The following is a 22,796-nucleotide window of genomic DNA, read 5'->3' on the forward strand; positions in this document are numbered from 1 at the left end:
ATAGGAAATTGGCATGATTTTCGCTCCTTAAATTCTTGTGAAAGCAGGAAAATTGAGAGGAAATCATGTCAACACCACACATGCAACAAGAGCTAGCTCGTTTAGAGTTTATTAATGATCAGTTGCTTACGGAGCTGCATTACGTTCATACATTATTATGTGATATAGGGTTTCCTGAAGGACTCGCTACAATTAAAGCAATTGCTAAGGAAGTGCTTACTGAGGAGGATTTTTTAGATTAGTAGGAAAAAGAATCACCAAGATAGTGTTGCTTTACCATAGGATTGGAAATCATTTGTGATGAGGAGCCTTCAAAGAAAATTTTTCCATCAATAATGAGATAGCAACGATCTGCTATGGAAAGCAGCTCTTTAGCATTGTGGTCGGTAATGAGAATACCAATTCCGCGGCTAGAAAGGATTTTAATCAAGTACTTCACATTTTGAATTACAAGGGGATCCACATTAGCAAAAGGTTCATCTAAAAGGAGCACACTGGGATTAAGTGCTAATACACAAGCAATTTCTAGTCTCCGACGTTCTCCTCCAGAAAGGGTGCCTGCTTTTTTATTGATGCATGAAGATAATTGAAGATCATCTATCAAGGTTTCTAACAGGTGGGATTGTTGTTTTCTTGCTTTATAAATAATTTCTAAAATGCAGATGAGGTTTTCTTTTACTGTCAAATCTTTAAAAACTGTAGGTTCTTGAGCAAGATAACCGATCCCGAGTCTTGCACGATAATCCATTGTTTTTTTTGTAATATCTTTATTTTTAAAAATAATTTTCCCTGAATCTGGGCGAATTAATCCTACAGTAAGATAAAAAGCAGTTGTTTTTCCCGCGCCATTGGGGCCCAACAGTCCTACCACTTCTCCTGAATTAACTTCAAAAGAGACATCATTAGTCACAGGTTTTTTATTATATTTTTTTATTAAGTTGCATACAGAAAGTACAGGCACGGTTACCTACTTTTTGAATAGAGATAGTGATAGAGTTTTCATACCGCCTTCAACTCGTTCCTTAGGAATTTGGGGATCTGGGTCGATAGGATCCACATGAAAGGAACAGTCATAAATATTGAGTGAACAATCTTGATAATTTAACATTCCTCCTTTGCCTTGGAAAGTCATTAATTTATTTAAATCTTGCGTGTGGATATGGCCTGCAAGTTTGGATAAGGCTTCTTTACACACATAATTCGTGCTTGTTAAGTGTAACTCCATGCATGATTTATCCACCTGGCAATTAAAAAACCTTCTTTCTGGCGAAGTAATTTGCTTGTGAACTCCTAATTTTTTGATTTTTAGGAAGGGAGGCGCTGTATCAAAGTGCTTGTTCATACAAGAGACATCACAGATACTGTCTACTTTAATCATAGCAATCATAGTAAAACAGGCGATAGCTAAAATGCCTAAGGAGCAGAGCAAACCGTAGAACCAAAATTTTGTCATACTAATGCCGGAGTAAATGAACGTACACAAGAGTACAGCTGATCCCATGAAGCAATGAGTTCTGCAAAAGTTTCTAAGGAGAGCATAGAAGCTGCATCGCTTTTTGCTGTGCAGGGATTTGCATGTACTTCAACGAAAAGACCGTGCGCACCTGCTGCTAAGGCTGCTCGCGTTAATGCAGGGATAAATTCTGTTTGGCCTCCACTTTCTGTTTGTCGTCCTCCTGGAAGCTGTACTGAATGTGTACCATCAAAAATAACGGGGAAGCCATGACGTGCTAAAATAGGAATAGCCCGCATATCTGAAACCAGATTATTATATCCAAAAGAATAGCCTCTTTCTGTAAGAATGATTTTTTTGTTCCCTGTGGAAAGAATTTTTTCAATCGGGCCATGGAGATCCCAAGGGGAAAGGAACTGTCCTTTTTTAATATTAATGGTTGCTTGAGTTTCTCCTGCAGCAACGAGCAAATCTGTTTGGCGGCATAAAAATGCGGGGATTTGCAAAATATCGCACACCTGAGCAGCTTCTTGCGCTTCGACAGGCGAGTGTACATCCGTGAGGATTTCGACATTTAGAGTTTCTTTAATGTTTGACAGGATTTTTAGGCCTTGTATGAGACCAGGACCACGATATGAATGGATAGAAGAGCGGTTGGCTTTATCGTAACTACTTTTGAAAATCCAATGAATACGATCCGCGTAGGGGGTAACGATTTCTTGAATTTTCCTAGCGATTTCTATTGTAGTGCTCTCTTCTTCTATAACGCAGGGACCTGCAATGAGTAGCATTTTATCTGAGAACATCATTTTTACTTTTGATCATTAAAAAAAGCCACTATAGAGGTTTATGTGAAACAAGTCTATAGAGGATTTAGTCCAATGCTCTTTGAGGAACACTCGGGAAAATGAGTCTTAAATTGACTTTTTTAGTTTTGAGCTTATACTAAGTTTCCAGGTTTTCCTATATCTAAGGAAATTTCTTTAGGCTAACTCAAGTTTTCTTGTGAATCTGGACCGATAGCTCAGTGGATAGAGCATTCGCCTTCTAAGCGAATGGTCGCAGGTTCGAATCCTGCTCGGTCCGATTTTTTGTTTTTACAAGTTTGCTTTTCTTTGCCTGTGGAATTTCCACAGGATGAGGAAAACATGGCGTTGGGCTTAATGGTCTTCCATAATTTCTAGGCTGACTTTGACATTGTTTCTACTTGCTACAGAAACAAGTAAAGTACGTATGGCTTTGATTGTTCGCCCTTCTTTACCTATAATTTTACCTATATCAGGTTTTGCTACTGTCAATTCGTAAATAATGGTATGCGTCCCCTGAACTTCTTTAATATGCACTTCGTCTGGGCGGTCTACAAGGTTTTTGATAATGTAGGCTAAAAATTCTTTCATAAGGTCATCCTATAACTAAATTTTCACTGTCTGCAGGAGATCAGAAAAAATCGAACTCTAATTAATTTAATTCTAGTTTGTGTGTAGAATTAATTAAACTAATTATTAGTTTTTGTTAAAAAATTCAAATAATTGTTTGTTAGTATTACTATTAATATCTTGGAATTCTTTTTTTATTAAGAGTTTCATATCGCAAGGCAGCGGCGTAGTGAGTTTTAAGGGTTCATGAGTTTGTGGATGAATAAACTCTAGGCTATAGGCATGTAATTGTTGTTTGTCAAGATGGTAACTTTTGTTGATAGATGGAAGTCCATAAACGGGATCGCCTAAAATAGGTGTATTTATGTATTTCATATGTACGCGTAATTGGTGGGTGCGTCCTGTTTCTGGATAGAGAAGAACAAGGCTAAGCTTCTCATTAAAAGCAAGTATTTCACAGTGAGTAACTGCATCTTTTCCTGCAGAAGCGATGGTAATTTCTTTTCTTTTCTTAGGGTGGCGAGCTAATTTTGTACGAATTGTTGTTTGTGTTGGCTTCCCTATGCAAATGGCAACATAAACTTTTTTTATTTGTTTCTTTGAAAATAACTCACTGTAAATAGCTTTTGCTTGGCGTGTTTTTGCTGTAATTAATAATCCTGAAGTATCTTTGTCTAAACGATGAATAATTCCTGGTCGCCAAGGTTCTTCAGGAAACTCTTGTTTTAGTCTTTCCCCGATTTCATGAAGTAAAGCATGTACTACGGTAGCATGGGTATGGCCTGGAGCCGGATGCACGACCATATCCCGAGGTTTATTAATTACTAAGATCTGATTATCTTCATACACTTTATCTAGGGGAATGGCTTCTGGAGTAAGTTCAAGAAGCTCTTCTTTTTCACAAAGGGTAATCACCACAGAATCTCCAGCAACCACTTGTGTAGAAGTTTTTGTTTGCACACGTCCATTCACTTGAACGCATTGGTTTTCAATGTGGTGTTGATAAAAAGTTCTTGAATACTGTCCTTGCTGAGAAACTAGAAATTTATCTAGGCGATTTGCGGTAGTCTCATCAACAGTAAAGCAAAGGGATTTCATTTATAATTTTTTTTATTTTAAGATTTTAAAATAAAATAATTTATGGTTCTAGAAAAAAGAATAAAGAGACTTCTTTATAAAAAGATTAAATAAATCACGATAGTGAATTATTTTGTTTTGAGTTAAGAATTTGTCTTCAAGGAAGAAAGAGAGATATAGTGGAAGTGTTCGCACACTAGAAGCGTAAGAAGAGAAATATCAGTACACAAGAAGGTATGCTGGAGTAAACTCTGCACGTGGCAGACGTGCTGTTCCCATTCCTTCATGGTATAAGGAAACTTGAGAAGTTCTTTAGCTAAGTAAGGATTGCCCTGGTAAGAAATCAAGAATAAGTATAAAGGATCATTGATTACCAAAGACCACCGAGGGGAAGAGCTGGTGAAACGTATCAATTCCTTTTCCTGCAGGGGAAGGGCTAAAAAATACGTAGGTACCATGATGCTATTCTTTATATATGGAGCGCATTTTTTTAGATGCCTTCTGGGCTCGGTCCATTTCTCTATGAATATTGCCAAATGAAGAGATTAAAATGGATTGAATAAAGCTATCGTACATTTCCTTACCTTTTTCCTCTCCCATTTTTTGGATTAGAGCCAGGCGTAATTGATCTAATGTCTTCACGGGACCCTGGAATGTCGCATTTGAGGGGGAAAGAAATTCTGGAGAGGCTTCTTGTACAGGAGATGTTTGTTGTGTTTCTGTACTTTCCGTATTGATGTAGCGCGGTTCCATATCCTACCCACCGGTATACTGAATTCTATACGCATTTTACTATGAAAAGAAGTTATTTTCTATGGTCATGCAAACATACTTTGTGTAAGAAAACCTATTGTTGATTTTTTATTTGCAGACAACTTTTTGTTGTAGAAAGGCTTGCTTCTGCTCAGGGGAAGCTAAAATTTGTGTTTTCCTTGTTCCTAAATGCTTGTATTTGTCTAGAAGGTCTTTTAAATATTTTATAGTGAATTTCTTCATGTTGTTAAGATTTTTTTCTACAGCAGTTTGCTTTTTCTCTAAGTTGGCTAAATCTTTGGTGTAATGCTGCTCATTAAAACAAAGAATTTTTTTAATAGCTAGTGATGCTAATTGTGCTGTTGCTTCTTTACTAGGAGAGGCATAGTTAGAATTAGAAAGAAAAGGTTCTAAAGAAGAAACCACAGTATGATGTACATCCTCCTGAGAAATTTTCTTCCCCAGATGCGCAAGGTGTTCACGTACTTGATCATACAAGCGATGCTTAATGAAGAGATATTCTAAGGTTTTATGATAATGTTCTTGTGCTAGTGTTTCTTGAAGAATATGCAATTCTTTTTGTAAATAGCCTACTAAAGTTTCTGTATGGCGTTGTAAAATTTCAGAAATTGAAGCTTCTCGGGGCGCATTATTATCAATAGCTGTGGGCTTTGATGTGAGAGTGACTCGGCATTCTGTATGTTGAAATAAAGCTTCTATAGCTTCTTTAGCGTAGACACCTTTAGCCAGCTTGATTTCTATATGAGGTGTACTCGTGGAGAAATCTTGGATGGAATCTATTTTGATTACACCACGTTTTGCAGCATGTTCTATAGAACGAATTACTGTTTCTGTTGTTGTTGAAGGGCAGATTTCTTTGATAATGAGTGTTTTATCATTTATAGCTTCAATCAAAGCATACAAGGTTATAGAACCTAAACCATCATGGTATTCAGAAGCGTCCATGATCCCCCCCGAGGAGAAATCAGGAAGGAGAACATGTGAATGGTTATTTAAAATTGCTATTTGTGCTTCGATAACTTCACATAAATTATGAGGAAAAATCTTTGTTGTCATGCCAACGGCAATACCTTCAACACCATGTAGTAATAACAAAGGGAGTTTTGCAGGAAGGATATCGGGTTCTTTTTCTCTTCCATCATAGGAATCATGGAAAGACATGAGATCTGTATTGAAGAGGATCTCTTTTGCTAAGGGGCTGAGCCGAGCTTCAATATACCGTGCTGCTGCGTGAGGATCTCCCGTAAGGGGATTCCCAAAATTACCTTGAGTGTCAAGTAAATAGCCTTTGTTAGCTAATACAACGAGGGCTTCAATAATAGGAGCATCTCCATGAGGATGTAGGGCCATTGTCCTGCCCGCAATATTGGCAACTTTATGCATTTTCCCATCATCCATCTGGAATAAAGTCCAGAGTAATCGTCGTTGTACCGGTTTTAAGCCATCAAGAATGTGGGGGATAGCTCTCTCTAAAATCACATAGGATGCATAGTGCATAAAATGATTTTTTAAAAGATCAGAAATGTCGTGCATAAGCTAGAAATGGGTAATGAGATTATCCATAATAAATTGTTTGCGTTCTTTAGTGTTTTTTCCCATGTAAAATTGTACTAGGGGACCTAGAGATTCTTTTGAAGTGATGGTTACAGGAGTTAAACGCATATCTGTACCAATGAACGTCTTAAATTCATGAGGAGAAATTTCTCCTAAGCCTTTAAACCGGGTGATTTCTAAGGAGGTTTCTTTTTTCTTGAATTGTTGAATGATTTGTAGCTTTTCTTGTTCGGTATAACAATAGCGTGTTGTGTCTTTATAGCGAACCTTGAATAAAGGGGTTTCCAAAATAAATACGTGGTTATTTTCAACAATGGGAAGGAAGGTTTTGAGGAAAAAGGTAATTAACAAATTACGAATGTGCATGCCGTCCACATCGGCATCTGTCGCTAGGATAATGCGATTATAACGTAAATTCCGGGTATTTTTAGTAATGCCTAAAGCTGTAGCAAGATAAAATAATTCATCATTTTTATATATTTTCTCTTCTTCAATAGAAAACACATTTAACGGTTTTCCTCTAAGAGCAAATACTGCTTGAGTTAGAGGATTTCTTGAAGCTAGAATTGAAGCAGAAGCCGATTCCCCTTCTGTAATGAAGATAGAAGAGGCTTCTCCATACAAAGAATTCTCCATGTAGTGAAACTTACAATCCCGTAATTTAGGAATTTTGTAATGGAGTTTTTTTTGTTTTTCTTTAAGTTCTTGCTTAATGAATAGCATATTTTTTCGTGTTTTTTCATTAAGCTTAATTTTTTCTATTAATCGCTCGGCAGAAACAGGGTGCTTTTTTAATTCTTGGATAATAGCTGTTTTTACATCTTTAATGATATCCGTACGGATATGTGTGTTTCCCAGTTTATTTTTGGTTTGCGATTCAAAAATAGGAGAGGCAATTTTTATCGCAATACAACCGATAAGTCCTTCACGAATATCATTACTTATAAAGTTCTTATTAAAATATTCATTAATACCTTTGGCAATTCCTTCTTTAAATGCAGTAAGGTGGGTCCCGCCATCTAACGTTTCTTGACCATTGACGAAGGAAAAATAGCGTTCATTATGTGTTTCTACATGAGTAAAAAGAAAAGATAGTGTGGAATGCTGAAAAGTCAGCGGAGGGTATAGTGCTGTGTCAGAAATTTCTTCGTGGAACAAGTCTTGGAGTCCCTTGTGAGATAAAAATATCTCATCATTTAGGACAATTTTTAATCCGGGATTTAAATAAGTATATCGGCGAATTTTGTGTTTTAAGAATTCATGATTAAAAGAAAACGCATGAAAAATAGTCGAGTCAGGAGAAAATGTAATTTCTGTACCATCCGGATCTTTTGTAGATCCTTGACGCGTATCCTGTAAAACACCTTTGCAAAATACAGCGTAGTGGTATTTTTTCTTGCGCACAGAACGGACTATAAATTTCTCTGACAGCGCATTGACAGCTTTTAATCCCACACCATTAAGCCCTACGGAAAAGTGGAAGACATCTTGTGTATATTTAGCTCCCGTATTGATTTTAGATACACAATCAATCATTTTCCCTAGAGGAATTCCGCGGCCTCGATCACGGATAGTTATGGAATGTGGATCCAGGGTAACCGTGATGGTATCGCCATGACCCATGATAAATTCATCGATAGCATTATCCATAACCTCTTTAAATAAGGTATAAATACCATCTTCAGCTTGCGAACCATCTCCCAATCTGCCTATATACATGCCCGCGCGCAAACGAATATGATCCAAAGATGCTAGGGAAACAATGCTAGCTTCAGTATAGAGTGCCATAGAATTTTCTTAATTTGGGTTCTCAGGAATAGTAAGCTTTACCAAAGGAGATTGGTTACATTACGAATTGCAATAAAGATTTCGCTATTTTATTGCCTTCTTTTTTCTAGACAAAGCACTTTCTTTTTGCATAAAAACTTTAGGTTACGACATTTTTGTTTCTCGATCAAGGTAGAGAAATTCTTAAAATTCTCCGGATGGGAATTTTCCATTATGCAGTATAGCGTTTTGCGTAGGCAACGGAATCCAATACAGCTCATCCCCTAAGGAAATCCTTGTATTCTTTGCTTGAAAGGTAGTTGTAGAAGTAGGTAAAGAAGGCCCAGCATAAGGTTTTGAAGCCTTAAGCCTATCCGATCCACGGAAATAAGTGGTATCTAATTTTATCTTGGGTTATATAGCTGGCTGACTTTTGTGTGTCGTAGAAAGAAGCCTTGATTTTAGCTTTGGACATCTAAAAAAAGTAATTATAACGAGCTTATGGTTTTAGGAGTTGTTGGTGTTAGCTTTCGTGAGGCTGCCTTAGAAGCAAGAGAAGCGGTTATCCGTCTTTTCAAAGAATTTGAAACAAATCCCTTAGTAGCGCAGCGCTTTTTAGGAGAGAATGGGTCGTTTGTTTTGTTGCTCACCTGTCACCGTGCAGAAATGTACTTCTTTTCTCCAATAGGTCATAAGATTGTTCCGGAGATAACGGCGCTTATTTCTGAAGTATCTGGGGTAACGCCCTATTGCTATCAGGGATTTGTGTGTTTCCGTCATTTATTTACAGTAACTAGTGGTATGGATAGCTTGATTTTTGGAGAGACCGAGATTCAAGGACAAGTGAAGCGGGCCTATATGACAGCAAAAGCAGAACGTGAGCTACCGTTTGCTTTGCATTTCCTGTTTCAAAAAGCTTTAAAAGAGGGCAAAGGCTTTCGCTCGCAATTAGTGATATCGCATCCTAAAGATATTATGGAATCTGTGATAGAAGAAATTATAACAGAATGTGGTAAGTCTCGAGAGGATACATTTTTATTTATTGGCTATTCTGTAATTAATCGAAAAATTGCACGAGGCTTAAAAGCACGAGGTTATCTTAATTTAACGTTTTGTTCTCGTAAGAAGCGCTCGGTAGCTTATAACATGATCTCTCGTAATGAGTTATCTTTCGAAGATCCTTATGATGTTATTTTCTTTGGCTTTGCTGAATCCATTGGAGATTTCCCCAACTTATCTCTAGAAAGCTTGGCAAGTATTCGTAATCGTTTAATTTTTGATCTTAATGTTCCGCGTACCTTGGCTTTATGCCATACTCCAACAGATGCTATATATTTAGATATGGATTTTATTAGTGAGTGCGTACAGCAAAAACTACAAAAGTATTTACCCTCTACAAATAAGGACACACCATTTTTAGCATTGGTAGCAAGAAAGCAATGGGAAGCTTATGAAAAAAAACACTCTTACATAGCCTCAGAGCAGATTCGAGTTTTTTCATCGAAGTCTTTGATTCTTTAGCACCTAAATTCATCTCTTGACATATACAGCTGGCGAAAATACTCTAAGCTTTCATCATTGACTATGGATATTCTATAGTCCTGATAAGTTAAACTGATAACAAATACAATAAAAATCCATCCGAGTTTCTTGGGTCTTTTGTGCTTCATAGTGAAAAAGATGAACAAGAAAGCGAGCATAGTATTATTTAAAGAAATAAGAAATCGTTTTTATTTTTAAAGTTTGTATTGGCATAACTCGATTTAAGAGCTGGAAAAGCTAACTCTAGAAAGGGGGCTGTCTTCTTGTGCGTAATAAAAAGACAGCTATTCCTAATGACTAGGAAGAGCATACATGTTGGAAAAATTGATAAAAAATTTTGCCGCGTATATTGGTATAACGTCAACTCTCGAATTTGATTCCGATGGAGCTTATGTTTTACCTATAAGTGATCTTGTGAAGATTCGTGTAAGAGAAAATGCGGATAATGAGATCGTATTTAGTGCTTCTCTTGGGGAAATAGCTCCTTCGGCAGATGCCAATAAAGTCTACTTACAAATGATGATAGCGAACTTATTTGGAAGAGAAACAGGAGGTAGTGCTCTGGGATTGGATGCTGAGGGAAATGTAGTGATGACTCGTAGAATTCCCGCAGAAGTTTCCTATGAAGATTTTGCACGTTATATAGAGAGTTTTATGAATTTTTCTGAGACCTGGTTTGGGGATTTAGATCTAAATAAAACAAGAGAATAGGCAGCAGGGGTAGAGAAGCATGGGTGCACGTTTAGTTATTATTAAAGGCCCGTTGTCAGGAGTGAGTTTTGTTTTAGAAGAAGGCACCAGTTGGTCTTTAGGAAAGGATGCCACAGTCAATGATATTCCTTTGGAGGACCCTCAACTTGCCGATGCGCAAGTGGTAATTACTAAAGAGCAGGATGCCTACCATATTAGTAATATCAATTTAAAATTTCCCGTTTTAGTAAATGGAAAGGCAATCACAAATTCTACCCAATTACATAATGGGGATGTCTTTCAGTTCGGGAGTAATGAATATTCTTTTTTTACGCATGAATTTGACACAGATGATATTGTATATGATTTCAGCGTCTCTTCAGAAAGTACGACTAATGTCTTAGCAGAACCTGCCGATAATAAGAAGACAGTAGGCGAGCCTATTCAAGAAAATGTAAAAGCAGCAGCGACATCCCCATCTGTGGGAACCTCGTCCACGGCCTCTAATGCCGATCAAGAGCTCGCAGATGCGTTTTTAGCTTCTGCAAAGGCAGATAGGGCTTCGAACGGGACTACGCAGGATAAGGAAAGTGCAAGTGCTTCTTCTTTAAGTCCAGAAAAAGCACAAAGTAAGCCTCAATCAAGAGATGTGAAAAATAATCAAACCCAAAACGTTACTATGGAAGAAACCGGAGCTTTACCTAATCAAAATCAGCCGCTCCCCAATCCAGATCCTGAAACAAGTCCGACCCAATCTCAGGAAGGGAGTCTCACGCCAGAGGGGGAACCTTTTGCTGAAGGGAGTTCTGAACACAAAGCTTCTGCAGATCAAGACGCAGTAGATAAGCAAGAAGCAGATAAGGAATCGCGCGCGGAGTCTTCTGACAATTCTGAAGAATTTCAGTCTTCTCAAGAAGATAGTCAGGATAAGGGCCAAGAAGAAAGTACAGGAGAACAGCAGGAAGAAGCTACGGAAAATGAGGAAGCTGATGCATCAGCACAATCTCAAACACAGGGACATAAGCCTGATGTTTTAGCACCTTTTAATGTGCAGGATCTTTTTCGCTTTGATCAAGGCATCTTTCCTGCGGAAATAGACGAAATAGCGCAGAAAAATGTGACTGTAGATCTTTCACAGCCTTCGCGTTTTGTATTAAAAGTCTTGGCAGGGGCCAATATTGGTGCTGAATTTCATTTAGATGCTGGGCGTTCGTATATTTTAGGTAGTGATCCTGAGGCAGCCGATATTGTATTTAATGATCTTAGTGTGTCCCATCAACATGCGAAGATTATCGTCAGTAGTGATGGCTCCGCTATGTTAGAAGACCTGGGAAGTAAAAATGGGGTCATCGTTGAAGGAAGAAAAATAGAACATAATTCTACTTTAAGTTCGAATCAGGTTGTTGCTCTAGGAACAACGTTATTTTTATTAATCGATCATTTAGCTCCTGCAGATACTATAGTGGCTGCATTTGCTCCTGAAGACTATGGTTTGTTTGGGCGACCTCAAGATGCGGAAGCTCTTGCAGAGCAAGCAGCTCAAGAAGAAGAAGAAAAACGTAGGCGCGCCACGTTGCCCACAGGATCTTTTATTTTAACATTATTTATTGGGGGATTAGCAATTCTCTTCGGCATAGGAACAGCATCGTTATTCCATACGAAAGAAGTTGTTTCTATAGATCATATTGATTTTCAAGAAGATATTGAGCGTGTGGTTCATGCTTTCCCTACAGTACGCTATACCTTTAATAAAAATAATGGGCAGTTATTTTTAATCGGGCATGTAAAGAATAGTCTAGATAAAAGCGAGCTTCTTTATAAAGTAGATGCTTTATCTTTTATTAAATCCGTAGATGATAATGTAATTGATGATGAAGCTGTGTGGCAAGAGATGAATATCTTGTTGTCTAAAAGGCCCGAATTTAAGGGGGTCAGTATGCACTCTCCTGAACCTGGGAAGTTCGTCATTACAGGATATTTAAAAACCGAAGAACAAGCTGTTTGTCTTTCTGATTACTTGAACATTCATTTTAACTATCTTTCTCTGTTGGAAAATAAAGTTATCATAGAATCGCAAATGTTAAAATCGATTGTAGGTCATCTCCTACAAGCCGGGTTTCCGAATATTCAGGTAGCTTGTATTAATGGAGAGGTTGTCCTTACAGGTTATGTGAATAATGATGACGGAGAGAAGTTCCGTGTAGTTGTTCAAGAGATCTCGTCTATTCCTGGTGTGCGTCTTGTAAAGAATTTTGTTGTTTTGCTTCCTGCAGAAGAAGGGATCATAGACTTAAATTTACGGCATCCAAATCGCTATCGCGTGACAGGATACTCAAAATATGGTGATGTAAGTATCAATGTCGTTGTTAACGGTAGGATTTTAACTCGTGGTGATGTTATTGATGGCATGACGATAACTAGCATACAACCCCATTGCATCTTTTTAGAGAGGGAAGGGTTGAAATATAAAATCGAGTACAATAAATAGTTGATGTTAAAGCTTATTAATTCTTTTGTCTTTAGGAAGAAGCATTATGTTTAATATGGAAAATACAGTTGCTAAAGAAGATAAATCTTCGCGCCAGCTGTTTGATTTAGAAAAAGACATGCAGGATCTCCGCGCCTTTCAGGAGATGAATGCGAACGTGCAGGAAAAATTGCATAAGTTGAATACTTCTCTTCGCGAAGGTTCTGATAAAGAATCTTTTGAGAAACAACAAGCATTATTAGCAGGATATCTAGCCCTTCAGAAAGTTCTCGGGCGGATCAACCGCAAAATGGTTTAATCGACTAGATAGGGAGAATTTATGAGTAGTGGTAGCGGGAGCAGTTGCTCAGCATTTAATTTCAATGAAATGCTCAATGGCGTATGTAAATACGTTCAGGGTGTTCAACAATACCTAGCGGAACTAGAGACGTCAACGCAGGGTACAGTCGATTTGGGTACGATGTTTAACTTACAATTTCGTATGCAAATTTTATCTCAATATATGGAAGCTGTATCAAACATTTTGACAGCGGTGAACACAGAAATGATCACCATGGCAAGAGCTATTAAAGGAAGTTAATAAATTAAGAGAAAGATCATGGCAGATTTGGAATTATTTAAAGCAGATTTTGCTTTGTTGTTTGAAGCGGGTATGTTGGCAGTTAAACAGGGTGATGAAGACAGCGCAAGAAAGCTATTTCATTCCTTACATGTTTTAAATCCTGATCATTATGGATATGAGTTAGGTTTAGCGTTGATTGATTTGCATAAAATGGAAATTTTTGCTGCTGAAGAGCGCTTGAGCGCATTAGCTCAAAAAGAAGTAGATAATTGGAGCATTAAGTCCTTTCTCTCTCTTACCCATATGATGATAGTGTTGCATCAAGGAAGTTCATTTGAAGTTCGTCGTGAGAGTCTAGAAAGTTGTTTAAAGTTAGCAGATCAAGTTTTAGAAAATTGTGAAGTAGAATCTACACGACTTCTTGCTCAATCTGTTTTAGACTGGCATGATACATTAGTAGCTAAGAGCAGTGGACCTTTAGGTTAACACTTCTACACTTTAAGTAACTCCATGGTTTATCTATGATTGATCCCTTGCAGCTTTTTCCAAAGTTAGACTCTGATCAAGAAACAGCTTCGATTCAAAAATCTTCAGGAACTCCACTAGCCAGTGAGCTGAATAAAGAAGTTCCTGTATTTGCTTTAGGAGCACCTACAAGTGCACAGGATAGAAATATAGAAAATGTAAAACTAAATCCTATGGCAATGATGCAGGATCAAAATTCTGGTATTATGGATTCTGAGTTGCAGGAGGCTTTAAATTCTGAAGAGTTTGAAGAACAAGTGCATAATCTAAAGAAGCGCTTGTGGGACGCGCAATCTACAGTACAAAATCAGGAGACGAATTCCTTATCTCCTGAGCATCTCGAAGCTATGAATGTCATTATTGATTTAATTAATGACGACCTTACAGATATTGCCAACCATACGCAACAAGAACTCAAAAAGGCTACTGATGAGGAGAAACACGATTCTGTCACGCGCAAGGTAATTAACTGGGTATCCTCAGGAGAAGAAATTCTTAATCGGGCGCTTTTATATTTTTCTGATAGAAATGGAGAGCGTGAAAATTTAGCTAATTTTTTAAAGGTACAGTATGCTGTGCAAAGAGCTACGCAACGAGCAGAACTGTTTGCTAGTATCGTAGGAACTACAGTAAGTAGTATAAAAACGATAATGACTACGCAATTAGGTTAACATGAATAATTTGACTTCAGACTTTGATATGCTCATGTCGCAATTAAACGACGTGCATCTCACTACTATTGTTGGCCGTATTATTGAAGTCGTTGGTATGTTAATCAAAGCCGTTGTTCCTAATGTACGCGTTGGGGAAGTGTGCTTGGTTAAGCGTCATGACATGGAACCTCTGGTTACTGAGGTTGTCGGTTTTACACAGAATTTTGCTTTTCTATCTCCTTTAGGAGAACTTACAGGAGTCAGCCCCTCTTCAGAAGTAATTCCTACAGGTATGCCTTTGTATATTCGTGCAGGCCAGGGACTGCTGGGGCGTGTATTAAATGGTTTAGGAGAACCTATAGATACAGAACAAAAAGGGCCTCTTGTTGATGTAAACGAAACCTATCCAGTGTTTCGTGCTCCTCCTGACCCTCTGCATAGAGGGAAACTACGAACCATTTTATCTACAGGCGTCCGTTGTATTGATGGCGTGCTTACAGTGGCTCGAGGGCAGCGTATAGGGATATTCGCTGGCGCTGGAGTTGGTAAATCTTCTCTTTTGGGAATGATTGCAAGAAATGCTGAAGAGGCCGATGTTAACGTCATTGCGTTGATTGGAGAGCGGGGACGGGAAGTTCGTGAGTTCATTGAAGGGGATTTAGGAGAAGAGGGAATGAAACGATCAGTAATTGTCGTTTCCACATCCGATCAATCCTCACAATTAAGATTAAATGCGGCTTACGTGGGTACAGCTATAGCAGAATATTTCCGTGACCAGGGAAAAACAGTCATTTTGATGATGGATTCGGTCACGCGTTTTGCTAGAGCATTGCGTGAGGTAGGATTGGCAGCGGGAGAACCTCCTGCACGAGCAGGATATACTCCTTCAGTTTTTTCTACATTACCCAAACTATTAGAACGCTCAGGAGCATCGGATAAAGGCACAATTACTGCGTTTTATACCGTGTTAGTTGCAGGAGATGATATGAACGAGCCTGTCGCTGACGAGGTTAAATCTATTTTAGACGGACATATTGTTTTATCTAATGCTTTAGCTCAGGCGTATCATTATCCCGCTATTGATGTGTTGGCATCTATTAGCCGATTGTTAACTGCCATTGTTCCTGAAGAACAACGTCGCATTATAGGAAAAGCACGTGAGGTGTTAGCAAAATATAAAGCAAATGAAATGCTCATACGCATTGGGGAGTATCGGCGGGGATCCGATCGTGAAGTCGACTTTGCTATCGACCATATAGATAAATTGAATCGGTTCTTAAAACAAGATATCCATGAAAAAACAAATTATGAGGAGGCAGCACAGCAGTTGCGAGCCATTTTCCGATAACTCTAGGTTAAAGTGTCGTGCCTAAATATCCATTAGAGCCTGTTCTATCGATTAAAAAAGATCGTGTTGATAGAGCTGAGAAAGTTGTTAAAGAAAAACGACGACTTTTAGAAATAGAACAAGAAAAGCTACGCGAATTAGAAGCTGCCCGTGATAAAGTAAAAAATCATTATATGCAAAAGATTCAGCAATTGCGTGAATTGCTAGATGAAGGCACAACAAGTGATGCCATTTTACAGAGAAAAGCTTATATCAAAGTTGTGGCGATACAGCTTGCTGAGGAAGAAGATAAAGTAAATAAACAAAAAGAAAATGTATTGGCAGCTGCTAAAGAATTAGAAAAAGCAGAAGTCGAATTAGCAAAACGAAGGAAAGAAGAAGAAAAAACGCGTTTACACAAAGAAGAGTGGATGAAGGAAGCTTTAAAAGAAGAAGAAAGAGAAATCGAAAAAGAACAAGATGAAATGGGGCAGCTGCTTCATCAATTACGCAAGACAAAACAACGTGAATCGGGGGAGTCGCATGGAATTAAATAAAACATCAGAATCTTTGTATAATTGTAAAACTGAAAACCATTTGCCACAACATGATATGGAGGCAGCTCCACGAGACAATCGTGAAGTGAAAGTATTCTCTTTAGAGGGACGCCAGCAATCACGCCAAGGACGTCAAGAAAGCACTTCAAGTAAGGGAAAAGTAACTTCTCGTCAAGAAGCTCGTGGAGTAGATGAGAAACATATTGATGACGCTGTGTGTGTCCAAGAAGATAAAGATCACGACGAAAAATTCTTTGCTTGGGATAACCCTACAGCAGGCATGGCATTAGTTGATGTTGCAGCCCCTCTAGCAAGTGAAGTAGTCGCAGAAAGCGCAGCAGTTACTGTTGCTAGTCCAGATTTACAGTGGATTCAAGAAGTCATTGCTCGTACTGTGGAATCTATGGTTGTTGCTGAGCTCAATGGTGAGCAACTTGTCGAGTTAGTTTTAGATAGCCAAGGGAGTGTCCCCGAAGTCTTTTCTGGAGCTAATTTAACTTTAGTACAGTCAGGAGCTGATCTTTCTATTAAACTTTCGAATTTTATGGATAATGCTCAGATAGCAGAAGCGGTTAATGTTATTAATAGTAATCCTGAACAATTAGTTAATTTAATCTCTTCTCTGAAAGGTCATCAGCTAAATTTAAAAGAATTTATGGTTGGCTCGAGTGTTGTACAACTGCCCACGATCGAAGAAGCCCAAACTCCTTTACATATGATTGCTGCATCTATTCATCGCAAAGAGGATCAACAGCGTGAAGGAAGAGATCAACAACAGGAACAAGAACAAGAACACAACCAATATCATATTGAAGAAGCACAGTTATAAAGGTGGTTTCTCATGACAGCAGTAGCGGAACCTAGCGCTAGTTGGTTAAAATCTCGTAATGATTTTTTGAGCTCTTTAGTAACAACTGAGGAAGGTATCATCTTGCCTCAGTTTCCTAAGGAAGAGTGTGAGCGAAAATTGAAAGACAAGTTTCGTCTTGAAGAAACAAATATACGTATTCAATCTCGAGGTTCTGTATCTGCTGCTCAAGCTGTTCAAGATTTTGGTATGCATATCTTGGTGCAAACTTTTCTTGCCCAGCCCTTGGAATCAGGTAATTTCTTTTTAGTTACTTCAGAAGAAGATCTCCAAGCCTTTATGGTTGCTGTGTTCAATGATGCAAGTTTGGCTTCGTATTTTTATGAAAAGGATAAACTTTTAGGTTTTCATTATTACCTATGTGCTGAACTTTGTAAGCTTATTCAAGAATTGCCATGGATCCCTACGTTATCCATTAAGGTGGTAAATGACACAAAATTCTCAGGAAAGCATTTGCAAGGTTCTTATGAAGCTATAGACGTTACTTGTGTATTGGATGGAAAAACGTTGTGTTTGCGTTTGCTATTTCCTAGTGCTTTGTGTGATAGCTGTAAGAAATTGTTGTCGGGCTCGGAACAAAGTTTAGATATGCAACAACTTGCTTCTGTTCCTTTAATGTTATCTGTAGAAGTTGGCTATTGTCAGCTTTCTCAAGATGAATGGCAGCAAGTCCGTCCGGGAAGCTTTATTTTGTTAGATAGTTGTTTATATGATCCTGATACAGAAGAAAGTGGTGCATTGCTGACTATAAAGAATCAACAGTTTTTCGGAGGGCGCTTTCTAGATGCTAAATCTGGAGAGTTTAAAATTACTAGCTACCCCAACCTACAACAACAAGAACCTACAGAAGAAACAACACATGACTCTCCTGCAGCTCCTTTGCCAGGACAATGCAGATTAGTAGCAGAAGTCGCTCGGTATTCTCTAACTGTTGAAGAATTTTTAAAAATTACACAAGGTAGTATCTTACAATTCCCCGGGGCTCATCCCGCGCGAGGAATTGATTTGATTCTTAATGGAGCTAAAGTAGGACGAGGAGAAATTGTCTCTTTGGGCGATGTGTTAGGTATCCGCGTTTTGGAAGTATAATCGTAATGTTTTCTTATGGATTGTCAATCCAAAGCTCCTATTCATTACGTGGGCGCATATGCTATCCACGGAATTTTAAGAGAAAAATCAGGAAGTGCGGTATATCAAGGATTTTGTTCCGAAACGCACAAGTATCTTGCTATTAAGGTTCTTACTCAGCCCATACGTTCTGATAACGAGCGTGTTTGTAGATTCTTAAAAGAAGGTCAAGTTCTTGCCCAGTTGTCCCATCCTCATATAGTGAAATTACATCAAACGGGGAAATATAGAGATGGTCTGTATATTGCTTTGGAGTATATTCCAGGAATTTCTCTTCGAGAATATATTCTTTCTCAAGGAATTTCTTTATTCCAAGCTATAGATCATATACTCTCTCTTGGTTATGCTTTGGAATATTTGCATAGTCGTGGGATACTCCATGGGGATCTTAAACCTGAAAATGTTTTAATCACTCCTCAGGGCAAAATTACATTAATTGATTTAGGATTAGCGGGAAGACCTTCTTTATCTGCTGCTAATTATCCCAGGTGTTGGGGAACCCCCTCGTATATGAGTCCAGAACAAAAACAAGGAGAGGGGATTTCTGAACAGTCAGAGATCTATTCTTTAGGGTTAATTGCTTATGAATTATTATTAGGGAATTTAGCCCACGGTAGAGTACTGCTTTCGTTAATTCCTGAAGAAATAGGAAAAATTTTAGCAAAAGCTTTGCAACCTTCACCGAAGGATCGCTATGACTCTGTAACGAGCTTTCTTAATGACCTACGTATCTATCGTTATGGAGAAAATATATACAAAGATACACGACAAAAAGACTTTTCTATCACAGCTTATGAAGAATTGACTCAGCAACGCTTGTGGTTGTCTCCTTTGGAAATCGCCGTGCCTGAGTATATATCTGTATCTTTGCACGAGCAAGGCTACCCTGTCCTTCCTTATGTGTATCATGAGTCTTTTGTAAGCGAAGGAGTATTCAAGCTTTGGTTTTGTTATAGCTTATCAGGAAAGGATACACTTGCTTTAACCCTAATCAAAGGATTGATCAATCAGTGGGCGTATGAAGATAATGCAAGAATGGTGATTCGAAAAATTCACCGGGAATGTATTCGTCTGCATACCCCGGTAGATTCCCTGGGAATTGCCATAATTTGTGTTTCTGTTCCTCGAGAAAAACAAGAACTATCGTGGACCTCTTGTGGGAAAACTAGTTTCTGGTTAAAAAAGCAAAAAAAGGTTCCTCAGAATTTCACTACGACTTCTATGGGAGTAGGGAAAATTTGTTCTTTACAAATTCAGGAAACCAAGGTTGCATGGGAAATAGGCGATGAAGCAATATTACGTACTTTACAGGCAGACGGCTATGAGCAATCTTTGTATTGCCCTTTATCCACAGAGTTGAAAGATAGGAAGCAAACAGCTATATTCTGCCCAATAGAGAGCGTACAGCATGGGATGACGAAAAAAAATGACAGAACTCTTTGTCCCTCAACACTTATCAGCTTAAAAAGAATCCGGTGAAAATAGTGACTTCGAACATTGGAAGAAAGATCTTACAGGTCATCAATAGAAAAAAAGGGAAGTGGGGAGCGCTTTCTTTTTTGCTTTGTTTGGACCTGATTTTACTTAGCGTGAATTCTAATAAAGCACCTCATTCGGAATCGAGACTACAAGAGCAAACCCAAGGAGATAAGAGTTATGTTGCTGCTTGTCCAAAAAATGTTGTTAGCCAGAACTCTATAAAAAAGTCACCCAAACCCACGTCAACTGCAAAAAATTTTCCTCAAGCCTCTGTACAGTCCCGTCATTTTAAAAAATCTACGCAAACATTTTCTCCTGAATTTTCTGAAAGCTCTGGATTTGCCAAACCTGAGGCAAAAAAACGTCAAGATAATCGCCATGTACAAACTACTTTAGGCAAAAAAACAGCTCGCTTCTTACCTAAAAAAGAAGAAACCAACCCAAAAGAAGAACAAACAGAACAAGCACAAATTTGGGAAAATAAACAAGCCTATGCTAAGCGTGCCGTAAACGCTATCAATTTTAGCGTGAAAAAACAAGTAGAAGAGCTGCAGAAAAAGAATCCAAAAGAAGAGAGCAAGTCCACAGAGAAAGAAGCAGTTAAAGCAGCTCCTCTTAAGGATAAACAAACATCATTAGAAACAGTAGCTATCCCCTCAAATAATAAGGATGAAGAGAAAACAGAACCCTTAACATTCAAAGGAAAACAAATCACGTGTGAAGATCTTAAAGATAATGGCTACACTGTGAATTTTGAAGATATTTCTGTTTTAGAGTTATTACAGTTTGTCAGCAAAATTTCAGGAACCAATTTTGTTTTTGATAGCAATGATTTAAATTTCAACGTGACTATTGTGTCTCATGATCCTACATCTGTGGATGATCTATCAACGATTCTTCTGCAAGTCTTAAAAATGCACGACTTGAAAGTTGTAGAACAAGGAAATAATGTTCTTATTTATCGTAATCCGCGTGTATCGAAATTATCTACGGTGGTTACGGATGGTTCTGCAAAAGATAACTGTGAGGCTGTAGTTGTCACACGTGTATTTCGCTTGTACAGCGTGAACCCTACAGCTGCTGTGAGTATTATTCAACCTTTGCTTTCCCACGATGCTATTGTAAGCGCTTCAGAAGCTACTCGTCATGTTATTGTTTCCGATATTGCAGGAAATGTAGAAAAAGTAGGTGAACTACTTGCAGCTTTGGATGGCCCTGGGACTTCGGTAGATATGTCGGAGTATGAAGTACATTACGCAAATCCCGCTGCCTTAGTGAGCTATTGTCAGGATGTATTGGGAGCTATGGCTGAAGATGAAGCATTTCAAATTTTCATACAGCCAGGAACAAATAAAATTTTTGTGATTTCCTCCCCACGTTTAACAGGAAAAGCTATCCAGTTATTAAAGTCTTTAGATGTGCCTGAAATGGCTCATACCTTAGATGATGTGACTAGCCCAGCAGCTGCATTAGGCGCTTCGGGCGCCGCTAATCCTAAGAGCTTGCGTTTTTTTATGTATAAGCTCAAGTACCAAAATGGTGCTGCCATAGCTCAAGCTATTCAAGACATCGGATATAATTTGTATGTTACAACAGCTATGGATGAGGATTTCATCAATACACTAAATAGTATTCAGTGGCTAGATGTAAACAATTCGATTGTTGTTATTGGAAATCAGGCGAATGTAGATAAAGTTGTCAGTTTGTTAAATGGTTTGGATTTACCTCCTAAGCAAGTCTATATAGAAGTCCTGATTTTAGAAACTAGTTTAGAGAAATCCTGGGATTTTGGTGTACAATGGGTAGCTCTTGGTGATGAACAAGGAAAAGTTGCCTATGCTTCGGGATTATTAAGCAATACGGGATTATCGAAACCTGCTCAGGGAACCATTCCTCCTGCAACGCCAAGTCCCGCGACTATTCCTTTACCCACACCAGGCCAACTCGCAGGATTTAGCGATATGATGTACGCATCGTCTGCGTTTGGCTTGGGGATTATTGGGAATGTATTGAGCCACAAAGGAAAGTCTTTCTTAACATTAGGAGGGCTCCTCAGTGCCTTGGATCAAGATGGAGATACAATCATTGTTCTCAATCCAAGAATTATGGCACAGGATACGCAACAAGCTTCTTTTTTTGTGGGGCAAACCATTCCATTTCAAACTACAAGTACAATTATTCAGGAAACAGGAACGGTAACACAAAATATCGAGTATGAAGATATTGGTGTTAACCTTGTTGTTGCTTCCACAGTAGCTCCTAATAACGTAGTTACTTTGCAGATAGAACAAACCATTTCTGAATTGCATTCCGCTCAGGGAGTTCTTACCCCAGTCACAGATAAAACTTATGCTGCCACGCGTTTGCAAGTCCCTGATGGATGTTTTCTGGTCATGAGCGGCCATATCCGTGATAAAACGACAAAAGTCGTAACAGGAGTTCCTTTATTGAGCTCAGTACCTTTAATTCGTGGATTATTTAGCAGGACGATAGATCAAAGGCAGAAGCGCAATATCATGATGTTTATTAAGCCTAAAGTGATCAGTAGTTTTGAAGATGGTACCGCATTAACGAATAAAGAAGGTTACAGATATAATTGGGAAGCAGACCAAGGATCGATGCAAGTAGCACCGCGCCATGCTCCTGAATGTCAACACGCTCCTGTTTTGCAAGCAGAAAGTGATTTTAAAATACTGGAAATGGAAGCCCAATAAATGTTATATAAAAAAATAAGATGATATTCTACGCCATGGAATAGCTTCAACTCTGGATGTATTCAGAGGGAAAGCCAAGAAAGCAGCGTCTGCCGTATGATGTTGTTTTCTTGGCTTTTTTATTTTTTCACTTTATACTTTTCTTTGTACTTGCCTAAATAGCTCAGTTGGTAGAGCAACGCATTCGTAACGCGTAGGTCGTCGGTTCGAGCCCGGCTTTGGGCAGATATATTCAGCAAAACCCTACAACATCAGCGCAATA

At 38.4% G+C, this 22,796-nt stretch carries 22 protein-coding genes and 2 tRNA genes; 16 read left to right on the forward strand and 8 right to left on the reverse strand.

All coding sequences use genetic code 11. The annotated features are described in order from the left end of the window. Nucleotides 1-65 precede the first annotated feature (65 nt). The gene (locus M787_RS04885; RefSeq protein WP_021828792.1) at nucleotides 66-242 is read left to right on the forward strand and encodes a hypothetical protein; all 177 of its coding nucleotides are present in this window, start codon (nucleotides 66-68) and stop codon (nucleotides 240-242) included. On the opposite strand, the gene lptB is transcribed toward M787_RS04885, so the two are convergent. Genes lptB through kdsA form a run of 3 tightly spaced genes read right to left on the reverse strand, consistent with a single transcriptional unit; the run spans nucleotide 239 to nucleotide 2,259 of the window. Beyond that, nucleotides 239-961, reverse strand: a complete 723-nt coding sequence (lptB, locus tag M787_RS02000; RefSeq protein ID WP_021828793.1) for an LPS export ABC transporter ATP-binding protein — start codon at nucleotides 959-961, stop codon at nucleotides 239-241. The genes M787_RS04885 and lptB overlap by 4 nt on opposite strands. Nucleotides 962-967: 6 nt before the next feature. After that, complete coding sequence (locus tag M787_RS02005; protein WP_021828794.1) at nucleotides 968-1,453, reverse strand: DUF1137 domain-containing protein; 486 nt, start codon at nucleotides 1,451-1,453, stop codon at nucleotides 968-970. Then, nucleotides 1,450-2,259 carry a 3-deoxy-8-phosphooctulonate synthase gene (gene kdsA, locus M787_RS02010; RefSeq protein ID WP_021828795.1) on the reverse strand — a complete coding sequence of 270 codons (810 nt, stop codon included), beginning with the start codon at nucleotides 2,257-2,259 and terminating at the stop codon, nucleotides 1,450-1,452. Before kdsA ends, M787_RS02005 begins: the two co-directional genes overlap by 4 nt. Before the next feature lie 207 nt (nucleotides 2,260-2,466). On the opposite strand from kdsA, the gene M787_RS02015 reads away from it, so the two are divergent. Beyond that, a tRNA-Arg gene (locus M787_RS02015) sits at nucleotides 2,467-2,539 on the forward strand. A 74-nt stretch (nucleotides 2,540-2,613) separates the two neighbouring features. Here M787_RS02015 and M787_RS02020 read toward each other — a convergent pair. From M787_RS02020 to M787_RS02045, 5 genes are all read right to left on the reverse strand, one after another. Beyond that, nucleotides 2,614-2,850 (reverse strand): KH domain-containing protein, encoded by a 237-nt coding sequence (locus tag M787_RS02020; RefSeq protein WP_021828796.1) that lies wholly within the window; start codon nucleotides 2,848-2,850, stop codon nucleotides 2,614-2,616. Between the two features lie 105 nt (nucleotides 2,851-2,955). Continuing rightward, nucleotides 2,956-3,927, reverse strand: a complete 972-nt coding sequence (locus M787_RS02025; protein ID WP_021828797.1) for an RluA family pseudouridine synthase — start codon at nucleotides 3,925-3,927, stop codon at nucleotides 2,956-2,958. A 441-nt stretch (nucleotides 3,928-4,368) separates the two neighbouring features. Beyond that, nucleotides 4,369-4,659 carry a CT656 family putative T3SS effector gene (locus M787_RS02035; RefSeq protein WP_021828799.1) on the reverse strand — a complete coding sequence of 97 codons (291 nt, stop codon included), beginning with the start codon at nucleotides 4,657-4,659 and terminating at the stop codon, nucleotides 4,369-4,371. Nucleotides 4,660-4,767: 108 nt separating this feature from the next. Then, nucleotides 4,768-6,213, reverse strand: a complete 1,446-nt coding sequence (locus M787_RS02040; protein ID WP_021828800.1) for a DNA gyrase subunit A — start codon at nucleotides 6,211-6,213, stop codon at nucleotides 4,768-4,770. A 3-nt stretch (nucleotides 6,214-6,216) separates the two neighbouring features. Next, nucleotides 6,217-8,022, reverse strand: a complete 1,806-nt coding sequence (locus tag M787_RS02045) for a toprim domain-containing protein (RefSeq protein WP_021828801.1) — start codon at nucleotides 8,020-8,022, stop codon at nucleotides 6,217-6,219. Between the two features lie 480 nt (nucleotides 8,023-8,502). Here M787_RS02045 and hemA point away from each other — a divergent pair, with 480 nt between their 5' ends. The 14 genes from hemA (at nucleotide 8,503) to M787_RS02115 (ending at nucleotide 22,759) form a co-directional block, all read left to right on the forward strand. Next, on the forward strand, nucleotides 8,503-9,522 hold the full coding sequence (gene hemA / locus M787_RS02050) for a glutamyl-tRNAGlu reductase (RefSeq protein ID WP_021828802.1): 1,020 nt from the start codon (nucleotides 8,503-8,505) through the stop codon (nucleotides 9,520-9,522). 333 nt (nucleotides 9,523-9,855) lie between these two features. Beyond that, the gene (locus M787_RS02055) at nucleotides 9,856-10,254 is read left to right on the forward strand and encodes a CesT family type III secretion system chaperone (protein ID WP_021828803.1); all 399 of its coding nucleotides are present in this window, start codon (nucleotides 9,856-9,858) and stop codon (nucleotides 10,252-10,254) included. A gap of 19 nt (nucleotides 10,255-10,273) precedes the next feature. Next, nucleotides 10,274-12,721, forward strand: a complete 2,448-nt coding sequence (sctD, locus tag M787_RS02060; protein ID WP_021828804.1) for a type III secretion system inner membrane ring subunit SctD — start codon at nucleotides 10,274-10,276, stop codon at nucleotides 12,719-12,721. 46 nt (nucleotides 12,722-12,767) lie between these two features. Further along, complete coding sequence (locus M787_RS02065) at nucleotides 12,768-13,019, forward strand: DUF5398 family protein (protein ID WP_021828805.1); 252 nt, start codon at nucleotides 12,768-12,770, stop codon at nucleotides 13,017-13,019. A gap of 21 nt (nucleotides 13,020-13,040) precedes the next feature. Beyond that, on the forward strand, nucleotides 13,041-13,301 hold the full coding sequence (locus M787_RS02070) for a DUF5407 family protein (protein WP_020355735.1): 261 nt from the start codon (nucleotides 13,041-13,043) through the stop codon (nucleotides 13,299-13,301). An 18-nt stretch (nucleotides 13,302-13,319) separates the two neighbouring features. Then, nucleotides 13,320-13,769 (forward strand): CdsG family type III secretion system protein, encoded by a 450-nt coding sequence (locus M787_RS02075; protein ID WP_021828806.1) that lies wholly within the window; start codon nucleotides 13,320-13,322, stop codon nucleotides 13,767-13,769. Nucleotides 13,770-13,804: 35 nt separating this feature from the next. After that, a complete protein-coding gene (locus M787_RS02080; protein WP_021828807.1) occupies nucleotides 13,805-14,479 on the forward strand; it encodes a CT668 family type III secretion system protein in 675 nt (224 codons plus the stop codon). Between the two features lies 1 nt (nucleotide 14,480). Further along, nucleotides 14,481-15,809, forward strand: a complete 1,329-nt coding sequence (sctN, locus tag M787_RS02085) for a type III secretion system ATPase SctN (RefSeq protein ID WP_021828808.1) — start codon at nucleotides 14,481-14,483, stop codon at nucleotides 15,807-15,809. A gap of 17 nt (nucleotides 15,810-15,826) precedes the next feature. Next, the gene (locus M787_RS02090; RefSeq protein WP_021828809.1) at nucleotides 15,827-16,345 is read left to right on the forward strand and encodes a hypothetical protein; all 519 of its coding nucleotides are present in this window, start codon (nucleotides 15,827-15,829) and stop codon (nucleotides 16,343-16,345) included. Next, the gene (locus M787_RS02095) at nucleotides 16,332-17,174 is read left to right on the forward strand and encodes a DUF5421 family protein (RefSeq protein ID WP_021828810.1); all 843 of its coding nucleotides are present in this window, start codon (nucleotides 16,332-16,334) and stop codon (nucleotides 17,172-17,174) included. Before M787_RS02090 ends, M787_RS02095 begins: the two co-directional genes overlap by 14 nt. A 12-nt stretch (nucleotides 17,175-17,186) precedes the next feature. Continuing rightward, entirely contained in the window at nucleotides 17,187-18,302 is a 1,116-nt protein-coding gene (gene sctQ, locus M787_RS02100) for a type III secretion system cytoplasmic ring protein SctQ (RefSeq protein WP_021828811.1), read from the forward strand. Between the two features lie 15 nt (nucleotides 18,303-18,317). Beyond that, nucleotides 18,318-19,820: a serine/threonine protein kinase gene (locus tag M787_RS02105; protein ID WP_021828812.1), complete on the forward strand. Its 1,503-nt coding sequence runs from the start codon at nucleotides 18,318-18,320 to the stop codon at nucleotides 19,818-19,820. Next, entirely contained in the window at nucleotides 19,817-22,534 is a 2,718-nt protein-coding gene (locus M787_RS02110; RefSeq protein ID WP_021828813.1) for a secretin N-terminal domain-containing protein, read from the forward strand. The genes M787_RS02105 and M787_RS02110 overlap by 4 nt, the downstream gene beginning before the upstream one ends. A 152-nt stretch (nucleotides 22,535-22,686) precedes the next feature. Continuing rightward, nucleotides 22,687-22,759: transfer RNA gene (locus M787_RS02115), tRNA-Thr, on the forward strand. The last annotated feature ends 37 nt before the right edge of the window (nucleotides 22,760-22,796 follow it).

Origin of the sequence: Chlamydia gallinacea 08-1274/3 (genome assembly GCF_000471025.2) — a bacterium.
GTDB lineage: Bacteria > Chlamydiota > Chlamydiia > Chlamydiales > Chlamydiaceae > Chlamydia > Chlamydia gallinacea.

Excerpts from the sequence above, each read along its gene's own strand:
- M787_RS04885 (WP_021828792.1), top strand. The coding sequence starts at position 66 with ATGTCAACACCACACATGCAACAAGAGCTAGCTCGTTTAGAGTTTATT.
- M787_RS02005 (WP_021828794.1), bottom strand. The coding sequence starts at position 1,453 with ATGACAAAATTTTGGTTCTACGGTTTGCTCTGCTCCTTAGGCATTTTA.
- kdsA (WP_021828795.1), bottom strand. The coding sequence starts at position 2,259 with ATGTTCTCAGATAAAATGCTACTCATTGCAGGTCCCTGCGTTATAGAA.
- M787_RS02020 (WP_021828796.1), bottom strand. The coding sequence starts at position 2,850 with ATGAAAGAATTTTTAGCCTACATTATCAAAAACCTTGTAGACCGCCCA.
- M787_RS02025 (WP_021828797.1), bottom strand. The coding sequence starts at position 3,927 with ATGAAATCCCTTTGCTTTACTGTTGATGAGACTACCGCAAATCGCCTA.
- M787_RS02035 (WP_021828799.1), bottom strand. The coding sequence starts at position 4,659 with ATGGAACCGCGCTACATCAATACGGAAAGTACAGAAACACAACAAACA.
- M787_RS02040 (WP_021828800.1), bottom strand. The coding sequence starts at position 6,213 with ATGCACGACATTTCTGATCTTTTAAAAAATCATTTTATGCACTATGCA.
- M787_RS02045 (WP_021828801.1), bottom strand. The coding sequence starts at position 8,022 with ATGGCACTCTATACTGAAGCTAGCATTGTTTCCCTAGCATCTTTGGAT.
- hemA (WP_021828802.1), top strand. The coding sequence starts at position 8,503 with ATGGTTTTAGGAGTTGTTGGTGTTAGCTTTCGTGAGGCTGCCTTAGAA.
- M787_RS02055 (WP_021828803.1), top strand. The coding sequence starts at position 9,856 with ATGTTGGAAAAATTGATAAAAAATTTTGCCGCGTATATTGGTATAACG.
- sctD (WP_021828804.1), top strand. The coding sequence starts at position 10,274 with ATGGGTGCACGTTTAGTTATTATTAAAGGCCCGTTGTCAGGAGTGAGT.
- M787_RS02065 (WP_021828805.1), top strand. The coding sequence starts at position 12,768 with ATGTTTAATATGGAAAATACAGTTGCTAAAGAAGATAAATCTTCGCGC.
- M787_RS02070 (WP_020355735.1), top strand. The coding sequence starts at position 13,041 with ATGAGTAGTGGTAGCGGGAGCAGTTGCTCAGCATTTAATTTCAATGAA.
- M787_RS02075 (WP_021828806.1), top strand. The coding sequence starts at position 13,320 with ATGGCAGATTTGGAATTATTTAAAGCAGATTTTGCTTTGTTGTTTGAA.
- M787_RS02080 (WP_021828807.1), top strand. The coding sequence starts at position 13,805 with ATGATTGATCCCTTGCAGCTTTTTCCAAAGTTAGACTCTGATCAAGAA.
- sctN (WP_021828808.1), top strand. The coding sequence starts at position 14,481 with ATGAATAATTTGACTTCAGACTTTGATATGCTCATGTCGCAATTAAAC.
- M787_RS02095 (WP_021828810.1), top strand. The coding sequence starts at position 16,332 with ATGGAATTAAATAAAACATCAGAATCTTTGTATAATTGTAAAACTGAA.
- sctQ (WP_021828811.1), top strand. The coding sequence starts at position 17,187 with ATGACAGCAGTAGCGGAACCTAGCGCTAGTTGGTTAAAATCTCGTAAT.
- M787_RS02105 (WP_021828812.1), top strand. The coding sequence starts at position 18,318 with ATGGATTGTCAATCCAAAGCTCCTATTCATTACGTGGGCGCATATGCT.